This window comes from Mycolicibacter heraklionensis, assembly GCF_019645815.1.
GTDB lineage: Bacteria > Actinomycetota > Actinomycetes > Mycobacteriales > Mycobacteriaceae > Mycobacterium > Mycobacterium heraklionense.
In genome coordinates this window covers 2,010,257-2,025,573 of record NZ_CP080997.1, presented here as the reverse complement: position 1 = coordinate 2,025,573, position 15,317 = coordinate 2,010,257, and the positions used below count along the sequence as shown (strand labels likewise).

Below are 15,317 nucleotides of genomic sequence, written 5' to 3'. Positions count from 1 at the left end.
TTGGTCATTGTGCATCGGCAACCCTACCCAAATGGGTCGACACGGCGGAGGCGACGGAGGTGTGGTCAGTGTTTCTCGGGGCCGATGTAGTACTCGAAGACCAGTCCGGCCACGCTCGACAACACGAACACCACTCCGGCAGCGATCAGCCACGGCAGCCACAGGGCGATCCCGACGGCGGCCACCGACCCGGACAGCGCGACCAGAATCGGCCACCAGCTGTGCGGGCTGAAAAAGCCCAGCTCGCCGGCGCCGTCACTGACCTCGGCCGCTTCGTAGTCCTCGGGACGAGTGTCCAGCCGGCGTGCCACGAACCGGAAGAAGGTGGCCACGATCATGGCCATCATCCCGGTCAGGAACAGCGCGGTGGTGCCGGCCCATTCCACGCCGCCGGTGGCGAACTTCCCGGTCAGCACCGCGTAGATCACCCCGACCACCAGGAAGAAGGTGGCGACGAACTCGAACAGCCTGGATTCGATGCGCATGCGGTTGTCCCTACTTGTTGCTGGCTTGCGGGGCTAGCAGGCCACGGCGGCTGTCAAACGGGAACGTGGTGGTGGCCAGCGGTTCCTGCTTGATCGCCTCCAGCGCCTCGGCGTTGGTCTTTCCGGCGATGCGCTGATCCAGATAGGCCTTGAAGTCGTTCGGCGAGACCACTCGGACTTCGAAGTTCATCATCGCGTGGTAGGTGCCGCACATCTCGGCGCAGTGGCCGACGAACGCGCCTTCCTTGGTGATCTCGGAGACCTGGAAGGTGTTCACCTGGTTGTTGCGCTCGGGCCAGGCGATGACGTCGCGCTTGAACAGGAACTCGGGCACCCAGAAGGCGTGGATGACGTCGGCCGAGTTGAGGACAAATTCGATGCGCTTACCGCTCGGCAGCACCAACACCGGGATCTCGCTGGTGGTGCCCACCGTCTCGATCTTGTCGAAGTTCAGGTACGTGCGGTCCTCGGTGTTGAGGCCGCGCACCGGTCCGACCAGTTCTTCGCCGTGCGCGTCGACGCCCTCGGGCTTCGAGGCCATCGCGTCCTTGCGGGGCTGGTCCACGCCGTCGTAGCTCAGCGTGTGGTCGTGGAAGTCGACCTTCTGGTAGCCGAACTTCCAGTTCCACTGGAAGGCGGTGACGTCGACGACGACCTCCGGGTCGGGCTCGTGGTGCAGCATCTCCTCCTGGACCACGACGGTGAAGTAGAAGATCACCGCGACGGCCAGGAACGGCAAGACGGTCAGCCCGAGTTCCAGCGGCATGTTGTAGCCGAACTGGCGCGGCAGCTCAGTGTCGGTCGCCTTCTTGCGGTGGAAGATCATCGACCAGAAGATCATTCCCCAGACCAGCCCACCGATCACCACCGAAGCGATGACCATGCCGATCCACAGCTGGTAGTTCGCCTCGGCCTGCGGCGTGATGCCCTTGGGCCAGCCGAAGCCGACCACATCGGTCCAGTCGACGCTGCAACCGCTGAGCGTCACCGCCAGCAGTCCGAGCACGCTGACCGCGGTCAGCGGTCGAAGCAGACGGCGATGTGCAACGCCCTGCCCGCGACGTGTCACGTTGGTGCCTCCTCGAGTCACAGAACGGGCCGACTGACCCGGCGGAGCAGTCGAATACTACGCAGCGTAGACCACCCGGATCACCGAGGTTTGATGTACCTGCCGGTTGGCCGCCCCAGTGTGTTGACCGCCTCATCCGACTCCCCCGGTCCGCACCCGCCCTGCGCAGGCCTACATGGTTAAAGGCCGATACCGGTGCGGCATACTGGGACCCGATGTGTGGACTGCTGGCCTTCGTCTGTGCCCCGGCCGGCACGACACCGGGCCCTGATGTGGCCGAAGTCGCCGGCGCGGTGTCGCGCGCAACCCACCTGATGCGCCACCGCGGCCCGGACGAGCCAGGCGGCATCTGGGCCGGCGACCGCGTGGTGTTCGGCTTCAACCGGCTGTCGTTCATCGACATCGCCCACTCGCACCAGCCCATGCGGTGGGGCCCGCCGGAGGCTCCGGAGCGCTACGAACTGGTGTTCAACGGCGAGATCTACAACTACCTGGAGTTACGCGAAGAGCTGGCCGCCGACCACGGCGCGGTGTTCGCCACCGACGGCGACGGCGAGGCGATCGTCGCGGGCTACCACTACTGGGGCGTCGACGTGCTCACGCGGTTGCGCGGCATGTTCGCCTTCGCGGTGTGGGACACCGTGGCCGGCGAGCTGTTCTGCGCCCGCGACCCGTTCGGGATCAAACCGCTGTTCATGGCGTCCGGCCCGGGCGGCACGGTGGTGGGCAGCGAGAAGAAGTGCCTATTGGACCTGGCCGACGTGGTGGGTTTCGACACCGACATCGACACCCGCGCCGTCCAGCACTACACGGTGCTGCAGTACGTGCCGGAACCGGAGACGCTGCACCGCGGCATCCGCCGGCTGGAGTCGGGCTGCTACGCCCGGATTCGGCCCGGCGGCGCGCCGGAGACCACTCGCTATTTCCGGCCGCGGTTCGACGCCACCCCGATCACCCGCGATACCGAGCAGGCCCGCTACGACGAGATCACCGCGGTGCTGGAGGATTCGGTCGCCAAGCACATGCGGGCCGACGTCACCGTCGGCGCGTTTCTGTCCGGGGGGATCGACTCCACCGCGATCGCGGCGCTGGCGATGCGGCACAACCCCAAGCTGATCACCTTCACCACCGGGTTCGAGCGGGAGGGCTTCTCCGAGATCGACGTGGCCGCTGCGTCCGCCGAGGCGATCGGCGCCCGGCACGTGGTCAAGGTGGTGAGCCCGGCCGAGTTCGTCGCCGCCCTGCCCGAGATCGTCTGGTATCTGGACGACCCGGTCGCCGACCCGGCCCTGGTTCCGCTGTACTTCATCGCCGCCGAGGCCCGCAAGCACGTCAAGGTGGTGCTCTCCGGCGAAGGCGCCGACGAGCTGTTCGGCGGCTACACGATCTACCGCGAGCCGCTGTCGCTGCGCCCGTTCGACTACCTGCCGGCGCCGGTGCGCCGGTCGCTGGGCAAGGCGTCGCGGCCGTTGCCCGAGGGAATGCGCGGCAAGAGCCTGCTGCACCGCGGGTCGCTGACGCTGGAAGAGCGCTACTACGGCAACGCGCGCAGCTTCTCCGACGAGCAACTGCGCGCGGTACTGCCCGGCTTCTCCCCCGAATGGACCCACACCGACGTCACCGCGCCGCTGTATGCCGAATCGGCCGGCTGGGACCCGGTGGCCCGGATGCAGCACATCGACCTGTTCACCTGGCTGCGCGGCGACATCCTGGTCAAGGCCGACAAGATGACCATGGCCAATTCACTGGAGCTGCGGGTGCCGTTCCTGGACCCCGAGGTGTTCGCGGTGGCGTCGCGGCTTCCGGTATCGGCCAAGATCACCCGCACCACCACCAAATACGCGCTGCGCCGGGCGCTGGAGCCGATCATTCCCGCGCACGTGCTGCACCGCCCCAAGCTCGGCTTCCCGGTGCCGTTGCGGCACTGGCTGCGCGCCGGTGAGCTGCTGGAGTGGGCGTACGCGATGGTGGACGCCACCGGCGCCGATCACCTGATCGATGTCGCCGCGGTGCGCACGATGCTCGACGAGCACCGCGTCGGCACCGCCGATCACAGCCGTCGGTTGTGGACCGCGCTGATCTTCATGTTGTGGCACGCGATCTTCGTCGAGCACAGCGTGGTGCCCGCCATCCGGGAGCCGGACTACCCGGTGCGGCTGTAGCCGTTCACTCTGCGCCCACCAGGCCAGCTACTCGCACGTTTGCCTGGTAGGCGCAGAGTCAGCGTCGATTACTTGAGCGCAGCGCTGATCTCGGCTGCGGCCGCGTCACCGTAGGCGTCCGCCAACCGGCTCACCGCGACGTCGCGGTCCCACACCCACTCCTGGGTCCCGGTGGACTCCAGCACCAGCACGGCCACCAGCGAACCGAGCTGCGCGGAGCGCTCCAGGTTCAGCCCGGCGCTGCGTCCGGTGAGGAAGCCGGCGCGGAAAGCATCGCCGACCCCGGTCGGGTCGGTCTGGGACTTCTCCGGAACCACGCCGACGTGGATGCGGGAGCCGTCCGGGGAAACGATGTCGACGCCGTCGCCGCCCAGGGTGGTCACCCGCAGCCCGACCTGCTTGGCGACGTCGGCCTCGGTCCAGCCGGTCTTGGACAGCAGCAGATCCCACTCGTAGTCGTTGGTGAACAGGTAGGTGGCACCGTCGATGAGCTTGCGGATCTCGTCCCCGGTCAGCCGGGCCAACTGCTGCGACGGGTCGGCGGCGAACGCCAGCCCGAGCTTGCGGCACTCCTCGGTGTGCAAGAACATCGCCTCGGGGTCGTTGGCCCCGACGATCACCAGCTCCGGCTTCCCAGCGGTCTCGACCAGCTTGGCCAGCGAGATGTTGCGGGCCTCCGACATCGCACCGGGGTAGAACGACGCGATCTGGGCCATGTCCTGGTCGGTGGTGCAGACAAACCGGGCGGTATGCGCGGTCGTCGAGGTCAGCACGTGGTCGCAGTTGACCCCGTGGGAGACCAGCCACTGCCGGTAGTCGGCGAAGTCGGCGCCGGCGGCACCGACCAGGGCGGCGTCACCACCGAGCACACCGATGGCGAAGGCGATGTTGCCCGCCACCCCACCGCGGTGCACCACCAGGTCGTCGACCAGGAAGCTCAGCGACACCTTCTGCAGGTGATCGGCCAGCAGCTGTTCGGAAAACCGACCCGGAAAGCGCATCAGATGGTCGGTCGCGATCGAACCGGTCACCGCAATCGTCACTGAAGAATCCCCCTCGTATGGTCACCATGGGCCTGGATGTGGGTACCCACGGTAGCGGTCCGGTGCCGCCGGTTCGTCGCCGGGCAGCACAAAACCCCCGACGTTCAGGTGATATTCAGGCGCTCAGTTGAACGAGTCGCCGCACGAGCACGAGCCGCCGGCGTTGGGGTTCTCGATGGTGAAGCCCTGCTTGTCGATCTGGTCGGCGTAGCCGATCTCGGCGCCTTGCAGATACGGCGCGCTCATCCGGTCGACGGTCAGCGTGACGCCGTTGAACTCCGCTACCACGTCACCGTCGAGGCTGCGGTCGTCGAAGAACAAGTTGTAGCGCAGGCCGGCGCAGCCGCCCGGCTGGACCGAAATCCGCAGGGTCAGGTCGTCACGACCTTCCTGTTCCAGCAGCGCCTTCACCTTGGCCGCGGCCTCATCGGTCAAGACCACGCCGTGAGACTCGGTGGCCGACTGATCTTGAACAGTCATTGCGTCTCCCTATTGCGGTTGATCATGGGGGCGGGCCCGACCTCGACGCGAGGCACTCGAGCCCACCACAACAACGATACCCTGCGCCAACGTGTTCCCTACCCATGCGGCGAGCCCGGCGGTTAGCGAGGCTCGACGCAGGAGAGGCGAAGCTGGAGTGCCGAATCACCCGGGCTAACCCGTCGGGCGGCCACCGATCTGCGCCGCCGTGACGGCGGTCAGCCCGATCAGTTGGTTCGCGGCGTCGATCAGGGCCAGCCCCACCGAGCCGGCATAATCGGCGATCGCCCGGGCGGCCAACACGCCGGCCGACCGCAATGCCGGTTCGTCCAGGCTGATCTGTCCGGCCAACACCAGCAGCGGTATCTCCCGCGCCCGGGCCGCAGCCGCCAGCGAACCGATCACCTTTCCGTGCAGCGACTGCTGGTCGAAGTGCCCCTCGCCGGTGACCAGGACGTCGGTGTCGGCGAGCGCGGCCTCCAGACCGGTGTGACGGGCCACGATCTCCGCCCCGGACTCGACGGTGCCGCCCAGGGCCAGCACGGCTGCTCCGATCCCTCCGGCCGCCCCGGCGCCCGACGCGGAACTGGCCTCCCATCCGGCGGCGGCGTCCAGTTCGGTCGCCCAGGCGGCCAGCCGGCTCTCGAGTACCGCGACCGTGGCCGCGTCGGCGCCCTTCTGCGGGCCGAACACGCGGGCCGCGCCCCACGGCCCCAGCAGCGGGTATTCGACGTCGCAGGCCGCGACCAGTTCGACCCCCGCGAGCCGCCGTCGGCCAGCGGCCAGGCCGCCCAGTTCATCGACCATGCCGCGGCCCCCGTCGGTGCAGGCACTGCCGCCGAGGCCGACGACGATCCGCTGCGCCCCGGCCGCCAGGGCCACCGCGACAAGCTGGCCGACACCGGCGCTGTGGGCGACCAGGGCGGTCCGTGGTGACGGCGGTTCGCCGAGCAGTGCCAGCCCGCAGGCCTGCGCGCACTCCAGGTAGGCGGTCTTGGTTTCGGCGTCCCAGACCCATTCCGCCTCGACCGACTCCTCCAGCGGCCCGATGACCCGCGACCGCTGCACGGCGCCCAGCGCGGTGGCCAGCACCGCGACAAAGCCCGGGCCACCATCAGACTGCGGTGCGATCGCCAGCCGGTCGTGTGGTCGGCTGCGATGCCAGCCCGTCGAGATAGCGGCGGCGGCCTGCACCGCGGTCAGGCTCTCGCCGAAACAGTCCGGCGCGATCAGCACCCGAAGCGCCCGCACCCGAGGACCGGCTGAGCCGCCGACACCCGGGTGATCAGCCATCTCTGCAGCGTATTCCAGGCGCGCGGATTCCAGGCGCGCGGACGGCGACGCAGGCCGGGCGGAGGAGGCAAGTAATCTGGCGGGCGTGAAGTTGCCGGGGCGCAGAAAAGACGAGACTCAGCCCGCTGAGTCCGTGGTCTCCGCCGTCTCTCTCGACGGCGACGAGTCTGAGGACGCCATTCGCGGCGGTGTGACCCCGCCCAAGGGCCGGCCCACCCCCAAGCGCAGCGCCGCGGCCAAACGTCGCGGCCCGGTGGCACCGGCGCCGATGACCTCCGCGGAGGCCCGGGCCCGGCGCAAGTCGCTGGCCGGCCCGAAGCTGAGCAAGGAGGAGCGCCGGATCGCGAAAGCGGAGCGCCGTGAGCGAATGGCCGACCGCCGGCAACGGATGCTGGCCGGCGACGAGTCCGCGTTGCTGGAACGCGACCGCGGCCCGGTACGCCGGTATGTTCGCGACATCGTCGACGCCCGCTACAACCTGTTGGGCCTGTTCATGCCGGTCGCGCTGGGCCTGATGTTCATCATGATGGCGGTCCCGCAGATCCAGTACTACATTTCGCCGGCGATGATGCTGCTGATGGTCTTGATGGCCATCGACGGAGTGCTGGTGGCCCGCAAGGCCGGCAGGCTGGTCGACGCCAAGTTCCCCGACAATCTCGAAAGCCGTTGGAAGCTGGGGCTGTACGCCGCCAGCCGCGCATCCACACTGCGCCGCATGCGAGCACCCCGCCCGCAGGTGCGGCGCGGCGAACGCCTCGACTGAGCCCGAATCGGGGCCGACAACCTTGGATTTCGTGGATTTCCCACCGGTCAGCCCGCCCGATGCCGAGGTGGCGGCGGCCGCCTGGGCCCGGCAGGACTCCCTGACCAAGCCCGCGGGTTCACTGGGCCGCCTGGAGGCTCTGTCGGTGTGGGCCGCGTCCTGTCAAGGGCATTGTCCGCCAAGACAATTCGAGCGTGTCCGCATTGTGGTGTTCGCCGGCGATCACGGTGTGACCCGGGAACGGGTGTCCGCCTACCCCGCGGAGGTGACGGCGCAGATGGTCGCCAACATCGACCGTGGCGGGGCGGCCATCAACGCACTGGCCGCCGTCGGCGGGGCCGGGGTGCGGGTGGTGGACATGGCCGTAAACGGAGAAGCCACCAGTGCCTACAAGGTGCGTCGCGGCAGCGGTGACATCACGTGCGAGGACGCCCTGACCGCCGAGGAGACCCTCGCCGCGGTCGAAGCGGGCCGGCGAATCGCCGACGAAGAAGTCGACGGCGGAGCAGATCTGCTCATCCCCGGCGATATGGGAATTGGAAATACCACCGTCGCAACGACATTGATCGCCGCGCTGACCGGCGCCGAGCCCGCCGAGGTGGTGGGCCACGGGACGGGGATCGATGACGCCGGCTGGGCGCGCAAGACCGCGGCAGTGCGCGACGCGCTCTTCCGATCCCGCCCGCAGCACGCCGATCCTCTGGCGTTGCTGCGCTGCTGCGGCGGCGCCGACTTGGCGGCGCTGGCGGGCTTCTGCGCCCAGGCCGCGGTGCGGCGCACCCCGGTGCTGCTCGACGGCGTGGCGTCGACGGCTGCCGCACTGGTGGCCGACCGGCTGGCCCCCGGGGCTCGGGCCTGGTGGCAGGCCGGGCATCGTTCGCCGGAGCCGGCGCACGCGATGGCCTGCGCGGCGCTGGGTCTGGAGCCGATCCTCGACCTGCGGATGCGGTTGGGCGAGGGCACCGGCGCCGCGGTGGCGCTGCCGGTGCTGCGCGCCGCCGTCGCGGCGTTGTCGTCGATGTCGACCTTCGCCGAGGCGGGTGTGTCCGGGCCGGCCGACGGAGCGTCCGGGTGATCCGTTCACTGGTCGCCGCGGTGGGGTTCGGAACGGCCGTGCAGCTGCCGGGGGCGGCCGCCCATCCACCGGGGCGCGGGGCGCTGACGGCGCTGCCGGTGATCGGCGCCGCTCTCGGCGCGCTGGCCGCGGCCATGGTGTGGGCCGGCGGATATGCCTTCGGCCCGGGCAGCCCGGTGACCGGCCTACTGGCCGTGGCGGCGCTGCTGGCCGCCACCCGTGGGCTGCACATCGACGGGGTGGCCGACACCGCCGACGGCCTGGGGTGCTATCGGCCCGCGCCGCAGGCGCTGCAGGTGATGCGCGAGGGATCGACCGGCCCGTTCGGGGTCGTCGCGGTGGTGTTGGTGATCGGCTTGCAGGCGACCACCTTCCCGATGCTGAGCGCCGGGCAGATCGTGGTCGCGGTCTGCGCCGGCCGGGTGGCCGCCGTGCTGGCCTGCCTTCGCTCGGTGCCCGCCGCTGCGGGAAGCATGCTGGGCGCCACGGTGGCCGGCAGTCAGCCGCTGCCGGTCGCGGCCGCCTGGGTAGTGGCGCTGCTCGTCGGGGCGATACCTGCCGGCGCGGCGCCGTGGCACGGGCCGGCGGCCGTCGCGGTGGCCCTATGTTGCGCCGCCGTTCTGGTCAGACACTGTGTGCGCCGCCTGGGTGGTATCACCGGCGACGTGCTGGGGGCCGTCATCGAGTGGACGACGACGCTGGTCGCAGTGGCTCTGGCCGCGCTCTGACCACTTCGAACGAGCAACGCATTTCTCCGGACTTATACACATTTCTCCCACCCGGATTCTTACCTTCAGGGTAGTTTTGTAAAAATTGGTCGGCATTAACATCTGGTCCACGGGGAGGGGCGCCGATGGCTCGCCACCATAGTTACAGCAAGCGGAGCCGGGAATCACGCAAGGCGATGACCGACGGCAGCGTCGATGACGGCTATCCCGATTGTTGTGAGTGCATGACCGAGGACTGGTCGGCGTTGGCCGACGAGATCAGCCTGCCGTCAGATCCGGTGGGCTGAGCTGCGGCTCAGTCCAGCCGGGCCATCCACCCGTGGGTGTCGGCGAAGGTGCCGCGCTGGATTCCGGTCAGGGTGTCGCGCAGCGCCATGGTGACCTCACCGGGCTGGCCGTCGGCGATGGTGAACTCGCCGTCGGCGGATTTGACCTGCGAGACCGGAGTGATGACGGCGGCCGTTCCGCAGGCGAAGACCTCGGTGATCTCACCGGAAGCGGCTTTCTTCTGCCATTCACTGACATCGATCTTGCGTTCTTCGACGGCGAACCCGGCGTCACTTGCCAACTGCAGCAACGAATCCCGTGTGATACCCGGCAGCAGTGAGCCGGACAGCTCGGGAGTGACCAGGCGCGCCGACCCACCGGTGCCGAACACGAAGAACAGGTTCATCCCGCCCATCTCTTCGACGTAGCGGCGCTCGGCCGCATCCAGCCACACCACCTGGTCGCAGCCGTTGTCGGCGGCCTGCGCCTGGGCGACCAGCGACGCGGCGTAGTTACCGCCGAACTTGGCCGCGCCGGTACCGCCGGGGCAGGCCCGCACGTACTCCGTCGACAGCCACACGCTCACCGGCTTGATCCCGCCCTTGAAGTACGCCCCGGCCGGTGAGCCCATCACCAGGCAGCGGTACTCATTGGCCGGGCGCACCCCCAGCCCCGGCTCGGTGGCGAAGACAAACGGGCGGAGGTAGAGCGATTCCTCACCGCCCGGCGCGGGCACCCAGGCTCCGTCCACGGCGATCAACTGCCGCAACGACTCGATGAACAGATCGTCGGGCAACTCCGGAATCGCCAGCCGCCGCGACGACGCGCGCATCCGGGCAGCATTTGCCTCCGGCCGGAACGAGACGATCGATCCGTCGGTCCACCGGTAGGCCTTGAGCCCTTCGAACACCTCTTGCGCGTAATGCAGGACGATGGCCGACGGGTCCAGTTCGATGGGCCCGTAAGGGATGACCCGCGCATTGTGCCAACCCGCGTCCACGGTGTAGTCGATCGACACCATGTGGTCGGTGTGGTATTTACCGAAACCCGGCTCCGCCAAAATGGATTCGCGCACCTCGTCGGGCGTCGGGTTCGCGGTGACCGACACGTGGAACTCGAGGAGGCTGCTCGTCATGCAGCGATTGTATAACCGGTGCGCTAGCGGGTTTTTGCCGTGACGAACGGCGGCGTCACCACCTCGCATTCGACGGCGCGGCCGCGCACGTCGACATCCAGCCGTCCACCATCTTTGATGCCCGCATCTACGTCAATCAGTGCCAGCGCAATGCCGGCCTTCAGCGTCGGCGAGAACGTGCCCGACGTGGTGACCCCGACCCGGCGGTCACCGTCGAGCACGGCCAGGTCGGCACGCAGCACTCCCCGACCCGTGGCGCGCAGACCGCGCAGCAGCCGAGCCGGGCCGGCGGCCTTCTCCGCCAGCAGCGCGTCGCGGCCGAAGAACGATTCCTTCTTCCAGCCGATCGCCCAACCGCAGCGGGCCTGCAGCGGCGAGATGGTCGGCGACAGTTCGTGTCCGTGCAGCGCGTAGCCCATCTCGGTGCGCAGGGTGTCGCGGGCGCCCAGGCCGGCCGGCTCGCCACCGATCTGCCGTACGGCCTCTACCAGTGCGTCGAACACCGGCCCCGCGGATTCCCACTCCGGCAGCAGCTCGTAGCCGTGTTCACCGGTGTAACCGGACCGGCACACCCGGACAGGCACGCCGGCGAAGGCGGCATCGGCGAACGCCATGTAGTCCATTTCGGTCGGCAGGCCGAGACCGGCGACCACTTCCGTCGACCGCGGGCCCTGCACCGCCAGCACCGCGCGCGACCGGTGTTCGTCGGTGATCGTCACCCCGGCCGGAGCCACTTCCTGCAGCGCAGCCACCACGGCTGCGGTGTTAGCGGCGTTGGGCACCAGGAAGATCTCGTCGTCGGAGACGTAGTAGGCAATCAGGTCGTCGATTACGCCACCGGATTCATTGCAGCACAACGTGTATTGAGCCTGCCCTGGCACGATCCTGGCCAGGTCGTTGGTGAGCGTCGCATTGACGAAGGCCGCCGCACCCGGACCGCGAACGGTCGCCTTACCCAGGTGGCTGACATCGAAGAGACCCACCGTTTCGCGGGTGGCATTGTGCTCGGCGACCGTGCCGGCGTAGGAGACCGGCATCAGCCACCCGCCGAACTCGGCGAAGCTGGCGCCCAGCGCGCGGTGGCGGTCTTCCAGGGGTCCGTGTTGCAGTTCGCTCACGTCGAGCCACCCTAATCGGCACACTGGTGTGAATGGTGGATTGGGATGCGCTCGAGGCTGCCGGTATCGCTGACCCCAGGGGCCGTGCGGGCCTGGTCGAGTACCTCGACGGCCTGGGTTTCACCGTCGAAGAGATGGCCGAGGCCGAGCGCCAGGGCCGGTTGTTCGGCTTGGCCGGTGACGCGGTGGGACGCTCGGGCCCGCCCGACTACACGTTGCGCACCGCGGCCGAGGCGCTGGGTCTGCCGGTCGACGACGTCGCGCAGGCGTGGCGGATGCTCGGGCTCACTGTTCCCGGCCCGGACACGCCCGCGCTGAGTCAGGCCGACGTGGACGGGCTGGCCACCTGGGTCCAGATGCGGTCCTATCTCGGGGAGCCCGTCGACGGCTTTCTGCGGGTGCTGGGGGCCACGATGGCGCGGCTGGCCGAGGCCGAGTCGTCGATGATCCGGCTCAGCGAGCCCGACATGTGGCTGGGCCACACCCGCGACGAACTGCGCACCGCCCGGGCCTGGCGCTCGGTCGCGGGCTATATCCCGCGTATCGGCGCCATGATCGACGCCGTCCACCGCCAGCACCAGGTCAGCCACCGGACCTTCCTCGAGGGGCTGGCCGGCGGGCCGGCGGCCAGCCTGATGTGCGGCGTCGGGTTCGCCGACCTGACCGGTTTCACCGCGCTGACCCAGGTCCTCACCTCCGCGGAGCTGGCGACGCTGCTCACCGATTTCGCCGGCACCGTCGCCGACGTCGTGCATTGCGACGGCGGGCGGGTGGTCAAGTTCATCGGTGACGCGGTGATGTGGGTGAGTGCGACCGGAGAACTGCTGGCCAGGGCGGCGATCGACCTTGTCGACCACCCGAAGGCCCGCAAAGCCGGATTGCAGGTACGTGCCGGTGTGGCCTACGGCGAGATGGTGGCCATCAACGGCGATTACTTCGGCACCCCGGTCAATCTGGCCGCGCGCCTGGTGGATGCGGCCGCACCCGGCCAAGTGCTGGCCTCTACCTGCGTCCGCGACGAACTCCCCGACTGGCCGGCTACCCTGCAGGAACCGTTGACGCTCAAGGGTTTCGACGAACCCGTCCCGGCATACCAATTGCACCCGAACCCAGATCGTTAGGGTGAGTGCTTGTGAGCACCGAACCCGGATACCCCGCCCCCTCCGTCACTGTCGCCTCCTCGCTGCCCGCCAACGCGGATGAGGCCGTGCTGATCGTGCCGATCGTCGCGGCCGATGACGAGGCTGAATCCGGCGCCGTGGTCGCCGCTACCGAGCCGGCGCTGCCCGCCGAGGCGGTCGCCGAGATCGAGGCTGGTCTGCGCGCGCTGGGCGCCAAGGGCAGCAGTGAGCAGGTGAACCGGCTGGTGGTGGCATCGCTGCCGGTGGCCAGTGTGGTGACCGTCGGACTGGGCAAGCCGCGTGATTCCTGGCCGGCCGACACCGTCCGGCGGGCCGCCGGAAGTGCGGCACGTTCACTCAACGGCACTGCCACGGTGATCAGCGTGCTGAGCGGGCTGCCCGGTGACGGGGTGCTCGCCGCCGGCGTCGAGGGGCTGCTGCTGGGCGGCTACCGATTCACCGCCTTCCGCAGCGAGAAGACCGCCCCCAAGGAACCCGGCCTGCGGTCCGTGACCGTGCTGTCCACCGCGGCCGACGCCGAGGCGCAGGCGGCGCGCGGCGCCGACATCGCCGCCGCGGTGGCCACCGCGCGCGACTTCGTCAACACCCCGCCGAGTCACCTGTTTCCGGCCGAATTCGCCGACCGCGCCAGGGCATTGGGCGAGTCGGTCGGCCTGGAGGTCGAGGTGCTCGACGAGCAGGCGCTCGCCGCCGCCGGCTACGGCGGGGTGATCGGTGTCGGTCAGGGCTCCTCGCGCCCGCCGCGTCTGGTGCGACTGACCCATCGGGGATCACGCCTGCTCGACGACCCGGCCGGCGCGAAGAAGGTGGCGCTGGTCGGCAAGGGCATCACCTTCGACACCGGGGGCATCTCGATCAAGCCGGCGGCCTCGATGCACCACATGACCTCCGACATGGGCGGGGCGGCCGCGGTGATCGCGACGGTGGTGCTCGCTGCGCGTCGCGGGCTGACGGTCGACGTGACCGCGACGGTGCCGATGGCCGAGAACATGCCGTCGTCGACGGCGCAGCGCCCGGGCGACGTGCTCACGCAGTACGGCGGCACCACCGTCGAGGTGCTCAACACGGACGCCGAAGGCCGGCTGATCCTGGCCGATGCGATCGTGCGGGCCTGCGAGGACGACCCGGACTACCTCATTGAGACCTCGACGCTGACCGGCGCGCAGACGGTGGCGCTCGGCGCGCGCATCCCCGGGGTGATGGGCTCAGACGAGTTCCGCGACCGAGTGGCAGCGATCTCGCAGGCCGTCGGCGAGAACGGCTGGCCGATGCCGTTGCCCGACGAGCTCAAAGAGGACCTGAAGTCGACGGTGGCCGACCTGTCCAACGTCAGTGGCCAGCGGTTCGCCGGCATGCTGGTCGCCGGGGTGTTCCTGCGTGAGTTCGTGGCCGACGGAGTGGCCTGGGTGCACATCGACGTTGCCGGGCCGGCCTATAACTCCGGCGGCGCCTGGGGCTACACCGGCAAGGGTGGCACTGGGGTGCCGACTCGCACCATGTTCGCGGTGCTGGAAGACATCGCCGCGAACGGCTGACCCACGGTCGGCCGTCAGGCTTGGACTTCCGCGTCTGGCGCGCTCTGCGGCGTCGGCGCCGGGCGGTGCAGGCTTTCCACGCCCTGTTGAAACGACAGCGCCGCACTTTGCACCAGCATCAACCCGGCGAACACGACAACCCAGCACCAGGCTTCCGACGAATCCAGGTGCGATGCCACATCGGTTTTCGGCAGCGCCGCCATCGAGCGAACGATCGCCGCGATGATGACGACGGTGCTCAGGTACGGAAACGCCGTCCGAATCCGCGCGGCCATGGACCCGATCGGCGATTCGCTACGCCGGCGCCCGCGCCCGAGGAACCATCCGGTCGCACAGGCGATCGCGATGCCCGCCGTGATGGGCACAGACAGCCGGTTGGCGTCGTCCCACAGCGGCTGCAACGGCCGATGCGCCTGCTGGTCACCCAGCGAGAGCGCCAGGTCGGTCAGCGTCGCCTCCACGAAGAACACCGCGATCGGCGGGACCAGGACCGCCACAATGAACACGCAGTGTCTGATCAGCGTTCCGGCGCTGCCCGACACGAACTGCACGACCGCGTACAGCAGAATGTAGAGCGAGGCCACAAACGATATGCCGCCCAACAGTTCAGCGGACGTGGCACGGCCGCTGGCCACCGCACAACCCTGTTCACCGGCCAGCAGACTGTATTGCACCGCGGTCAGGAACAGCCCGAGAAATGCGTTCATCAGCGCGACCCCGGTGAGGGTCTCGTGCTCGACCTCGCGAGGGTCCGGCGAATGACCATCGCTACGACGCCGGTACGCGCGATCAAGCACCAGGTTGATGACGACGAACGCGAAACCGGCCAGCAAACCGGCTAGTTGGGCGTAGTTACGGGCCACGATGGATACGTCGAAGCCGGTCCACAGCTCACAGGTTGCGGCGATCTGCTCAGCGGGCACCCGCGAGATAGTAGTGACGCTTCAGCGGCCGCAGTAGTGCTTTGGCGGACTGCGTTTCGTGCACTACCGCACGGCGCCGGGCGCCGTGCGACCGCCACC

The 15,317-nt window shown here is 69.1% G+C and carries 15 protein-coding genes; 7 read left to right on the top strand and 8 right to left on the bottom strand.

The annotated features are described in order from the left end of the window. Positions 1-65: 65 nt before the first annotated feature. Entirely contained in the window at positions 66-485 is a 420-nt protein-coding gene (ctaF, locus tag K3U94_RS09445) for a cytochrome c oxidase subunit 4 (protein WP_047321064.1), read from the bottom strand. Between the two features lie 10 nt (positions 486-495). Continuing rightward, the gene (ctaC, locus tag K3U94_RS09440; protein ID WP_434084912.1) at positions 496-1,575 is read right to left on the bottom strand and encodes an aa3-type cytochrome oxidase subunit II; all 1,080 of its coding nucleotides are present in this window, start codon (positions 1,573-1,575) and stop codon (positions 496-498) included. A 194-nt stretch (positions 1,576-1,769) separates the two neighbouring features. Between ctaC and asnB the strand changes: the two genes are divergently transcribed. Continuing rightward, positions 1,770-3,716, top strand: coding sequence for an asparagine synthase (glutamine-hydrolyzing) (gene asnB / locus K3U94_RS09435; RefSeq protein ID WP_220696324.1), 1,947 nt, complete (start codon positions 1,770-1,772; stop codon positions 3,714-3,716). 68 nt (positions 3,717-3,784) lie between these two features. On the opposite strand, the gene K3U94_RS09430 is transcribed toward asnB, so the two are convergent. The 3 genes from K3U94_RS09430 to K3U94_RS09420 form a co-directional block, all read right to left on the bottom strand. Then, the gene (locus K3U94_RS09430; protein WP_047321067.1) at positions 3,785-4,759 is read right to left on the bottom strand and encodes a carbohydrate kinase family protein; all 975 of its coding nucleotides are present in this window, start codon (positions 4,757-4,759) and stop codon (positions 3,785-3,787) included. Positions 4,760-4,882: 123 nt separating this feature from the next. Then, positions 4,883-5,239 (bottom strand): HesB/IscA family protein, encoded by a 357-nt coding sequence (locus tag K3U94_RS09425; RefSeq protein ID WP_220696323.1) that lies wholly within the window; start codon positions 5,237-5,239, stop codon positions 4,883-4,885. 174 nt (positions 5,240-5,413) lie between these two features. Further along, positions 5,414-6,532 (bottom strand): glycerate kinase family protein, encoded by a 1,119-nt coding sequence (locus K3U94_RS09420; protein ID WP_220696322.1) that lies wholly within the window; start codon positions 6,530-6,532, stop codon positions 5,414-5,416. A gap of 133 nt (positions 6,533-6,665) precedes the next feature. Between K3U94_RS09420 and K3U94_RS09415 the strand changes: the two genes are divergently transcribed. The 4 genes from K3U94_RS09415 to K3U94_RS09400 all read left to right on the top strand — a co-directional run bounded on the left by K3U94_RS09415 (position 6,666) and on the right by K3U94_RS09400 (position 9,385). Further along, the gene (locus K3U94_RS09415) at positions 6,666-7,295 is read left to right on the top strand and encodes a DUF3043 domain-containing protein (protein WP_434084921.1); all 630 of its coding nucleotides are present in this window, start codon (positions 6,666-6,668) and stop codon (positions 7,293-7,295) included. A gap of 31 nt (positions 7,296-7,326) precedes the next feature. Continuing rightward, a complete protein-coding gene (gene cobT / locus K3U94_RS09410) occupies positions 7,327-8,370 on the top strand; it encodes a nicotinate-nucleotide--dimethylbenzimidazole phosphoribosyltransferase (RefSeq protein WP_220696320.1) in 1,044 nt (347 codons plus the stop codon). Continuing rightward, positions 8,367-9,098, top strand: coding sequence for an adenosylcobinamide-GDP ribazoletransferase (locus K3U94_RS09405; protein ID WP_220696319.1), 732 nt, complete (start codon positions 8,367-8,369; stop codon positions 9,096-9,098). Before cobT ends, K3U94_RS09405 begins: the two co-directional genes overlap by 4 nt. Positions 9,099-9,223: 125 nt before the next feature. Continuing rightward, entirely contained in the window at positions 9,224-9,385 is a 162-nt protein-coding gene (locus tag K3U94_RS09400) for a hypothetical protein (RefSeq protein ID WP_220696318.1), read from the top strand. 8 nt (positions 9,386-9,393) lie between these two features. Here K3U94_RS09400 and K3U94_RS09395 read toward each other — a convergent pair whose 3' ends face one another. Together K3U94_RS09395 and gcvT are read right to left on the bottom strand one after the other, a co-directional pair. Further along, positions 9,394-10,500: a branched-chain amino acid aminotransferase gene (locus K3U94_RS09395; protein ID WP_047321073.1), complete on the bottom strand. Its 1,107-nt coding sequence runs from the start codon at positions 10,498-10,500 to the stop codon at positions 9,394-9,396. A 23-nt stretch (positions 10,501-10,523) separates the two neighbouring features. Then, the gene (gene gcvT / locus K3U94_RS09390) at positions 10,524-11,618 is read right to left on the bottom strand and encodes a glycine cleavage system aminomethyltransferase GcvT (RefSeq protein WP_047321074.1); all 1,095 of its coding nucleotides are present in this window, start codon (positions 11,616-11,618) and stop codon (positions 10,524-10,526) included. Between the two features lie 32 nt (positions 11,619-11,650). Between gcvT and K3U94_RS09385 the strand changes: the two genes are divergently transcribed. Then, positions 11,651-12,739, top strand: a complete 1,089-nt coding sequence (locus tag K3U94_RS09385; RefSeq protein ID WP_047321075.1) for an adenylate/guanylate cyclase domain-containing protein — start codon at positions 11,651-11,653, stop codon at positions 12,737-12,739. A gap of 11 nt (positions 12,740-12,750) precedes the next feature. Next, positions 12,751-14,295, top strand: coding sequence for a leucyl aminopeptidase (locus K3U94_RS09380; protein WP_220696317.1), 1,545 nt, complete (start codon positions 12,751-12,753; stop codon positions 14,293-14,295). A 14-nt stretch (positions 14,296-14,309) separates the two neighbouring features. Here the strand turns inward: K3U94_RS09380 and K3U94_RS09375 are convergent, their stop codons facing one another. Next, positions 14,310-15,218 (bottom strand): hypothetical protein, encoded by a 909-nt coding sequence (locus K3U94_RS09375; RefSeq protein ID WP_220696316.1) that lies wholly within the window; start codon positions 15,216-15,218, stop codon positions 14,310-14,312. Positions 15,219-15,317: the final 99 nt, after the last annotated feature.